This is a genomic window from Ferrovibrio sp., assembly GCF_029255545.1.
In the GTDB taxonomy this organism is placed as follows: Bacteria; Pseudomonadota; Alphaproteobacteria; order Ferrovibrionales; family Ferrovibrionaceae; genus Ferrovibrio.
Map to the genome: position 1 here is coordinate 1 of NZ_JANLJJ010000081.1, position 2242 is coordinate 2242.

Sequence of the window (2242 nt, forward strand, 5' to 3'; positions counted from 1 at the left end):
TAATCCAGCAGGGCCTGCCAGTTGGAAATCGCCGGCCGCTGCATCGCCTCGGCTTTCAGCAGCCGCAGCCCGGCCTCGCGGGTCACCTTCAGCGCGGCAATCACGGCCGCGCCGCAGCCCGGCACCTTCATCAGTCGCTCTGGCGCCGCCGACAGAACGGCGCCGAGCGAACCGCATTCGTTGATCAGCGCCTTGGCCAGCGGCTTGACGTCGCCGTTGCGGAACACGCCGAACAGGATCAGTTCGAGGATTTCATAATCGGGTATGCCGGCTCCGCCGCTTTCGAGGAAGCGGGCCCGCAATCTCGCGCGATGGCCGTGGAAGTGGGGTTTTCCGCTGTCGTCCGTTTCCGCCAAGGGCCGTCCGCCAGGGGCTGCCTTATGCGTAGGGCGGCTTGTGCCAGCCCTTGGGCGAGATCGTGAAGATCTCGTAGCCGGTTTCGGTCACGCCGATCGAATGCTCGAACTGCGCCGACAGCGAACGGTCCTTGGTTACGGCCGTCCAGCCATCGGAGAGCAGCTTCACCTGCCACTTGCCGGCATTCACCATCGGCTCGATGGTGAAGAACATGCCAGCCTTCAGCGGCACGCCTTTGCCCGGTTCGCCGTAATGCAGGATGTTGGGTGGCTCGTGGAAGATACGGCCCAGGCCATGGCCGCAGAAATCACGCACCACTGAGAAGCGTTCCTTCTCGACGAATTGCTGGATCGCATGGCCGATATCGCCGGTCGTGGCGCCGGGTTTCACCACCTCGATGCCGCGCATCATCGCTTCATAGGTGATGTCGCAGATGCGGCGGCCCTTCACGCCGACATCGCCGACCAGGAACATGCGGCTGGTATCGCCGTGCCAGCCATCAAGGATCACGGTGACGTCGATGTTCAGGATGTCGCCATCCTCCAGCACCTTGTCGCCCGGGATGCCGTGGCAGACCACATGGTTGACCGAGGTGCAGATCGATTTCGGGAAGCCGCGATAGCCCAGTGGCGCCGGCACGGCGCCATGCTCGACGATGTAATTGTGGCACAGCTCGTCCAGCCGGCCGGTGGTCACGCCGGGCACCACGAAGGGCGTGATGTAGTCCAGCGTCTCGGCGCCCAGATGGCCGGCCTTGCGCATGCCCTCGAAATCCGCCGGGCTGTGCAGCCGGATGGCGCCGGGGCGGAGGTCGTCGTCCTCGTCCGTGTCGATGATGGCGCGGGCCTGGGTCTGGTTCACGGCGGAAATCCGATATTATTGCAAAATCAGTGTGTTACGGGTCAATCGACAAGGGCCGGTCCAACATGATGCCAGCCTCCGTAACGCGACAAGCGTAACATAGCGCCTCGATCCCGGCATTCCTAGCCTCGATGAACCCGGCGGCATAGCCGGGGTCGCAGTCGGCCGCGATGCGGAACCGGCCGCAATCGCCGCGCTGAACCAGGAACAGCATCACGGCGCGATGGCCGGCCGCCACCATGGCGGCCAGCTCGCGCAAATGCTTGGCGCCGCGCGCCGTGACGCAGTCGGGGAATTCCGCCAAGCCCGGCTGCCGCATCAGGTGCACGTTCTTCACTTCCAGATAGCAGTCGGGCCGCCCGGCGCCGGAGAGCAGGAAATCGACCCGGCTGTTGCCGCCATAGGCGACCTCGGGGCGATGGATGTCATAGCCCGCCAGTTCGGCGATGCGGCCCTGCGCCAGCGCCTCGGCCACCAGGCGGTTGGGCAGGGTGGTGTCGATGCCCACCAGCGCGCCATCGGCCTCGACCAGGACCCAGCCCCAGGCGAGCTTGCCGCGGCCGGGTTTCAGCCAGACCCGGCTGCCGGGCGCATCCAGCCCCAGCATGGCGCCGGGATTGGGGCAATGCACAATGGCCTCGCTGCCGTCAGGGAAGCGCACATCGGCGAGGAAACGCTTGTAGCGCCGCAGCAGAATGGCCGGGGTCAGGGCTTCGGGAAACTCCATGCCCCGGCTATAGCGGCGGCTGGTCTGCCCGTCCAGCGCGTGCTATGTCCTGTGCGCCATGACGGACGCGCCCGAGATCGTGACCCCCAAGATCGTGACAGCGGCCATGCTGGTGATCGGCAACGAGATTCTCTCGGGCCGCACCCGCGACGCCAACATGCATTTCCTGGCCGGCCAGCTGACCGAGCTGGGTATCCGCCTGCGCGAGGCGCGCGTGGTGCCCGATATCGAAGACACCATCGTTGCCGCGGTGAACGAGCTGCGCGCGCGCTATGACTATGTCTTCACCTCGGGCGG

General features: G+C 65.9%; 3 protein-coding genes and 1 pseudogene. 1 reads left to right on the forward strand and 3 read right to left on the reverse strand.

The genetic code is table 11. The features are described 5' to 3' along the window. The 3 genes and pseudogenes from Q1J79_RS15910 to sfsA all read right to left on the reverse strand — a co-directional run. Window positions 1-356, reverse strand: a pseudogene (locus Q1J79_RS15910) (hypothetical protein); the annotation flags it as partial. 22 nt (window positions 357-378) lie between these two features. Further along, on the reverse strand, window positions 379-1191 hold the full coding sequence (gene map / locus Q1J79_RS15915) for a type I methionyl aminopeptidase (RefSeq protein WP_300302306.1): 813 nt from the start codon (window positions 1189-1191) through the stop codon (window positions 379-381). 61 nt (window positions 1192-1252) lie between these two features. After that, entirely contained in the window at window positions 1253-1945 is a 693-nt protein-coding gene (gene sfsA / locus Q1J79_RS15920; RefSeq protein ID WP_300302302.1) for a DNA/RNA nuclease SfsA, read from the reverse strand. A gap of 58 nt (window positions 1946-2003) precedes the next feature. Here sfsA and Q1J79_RS15925 point away from each other — a divergent pair. Beyond that, a partial coding sequence (locus Q1J79_RS15925; protein ID WP_300302304.1) for a molybdopterin-binding protein occupies window positions 2004-2242 on the forward strand: 239 nt, incomplete at its 3' end.

Excerpts from the sequence above, each read along its gene's own strand:
- sfsA (WP_300302302.1), bottom strand. The coding sequence starts at position 1,945 with ATGGAGTTTCCCGAAGCCCTGACCCCGGCCATTCTGCTGCGGCGCTAC.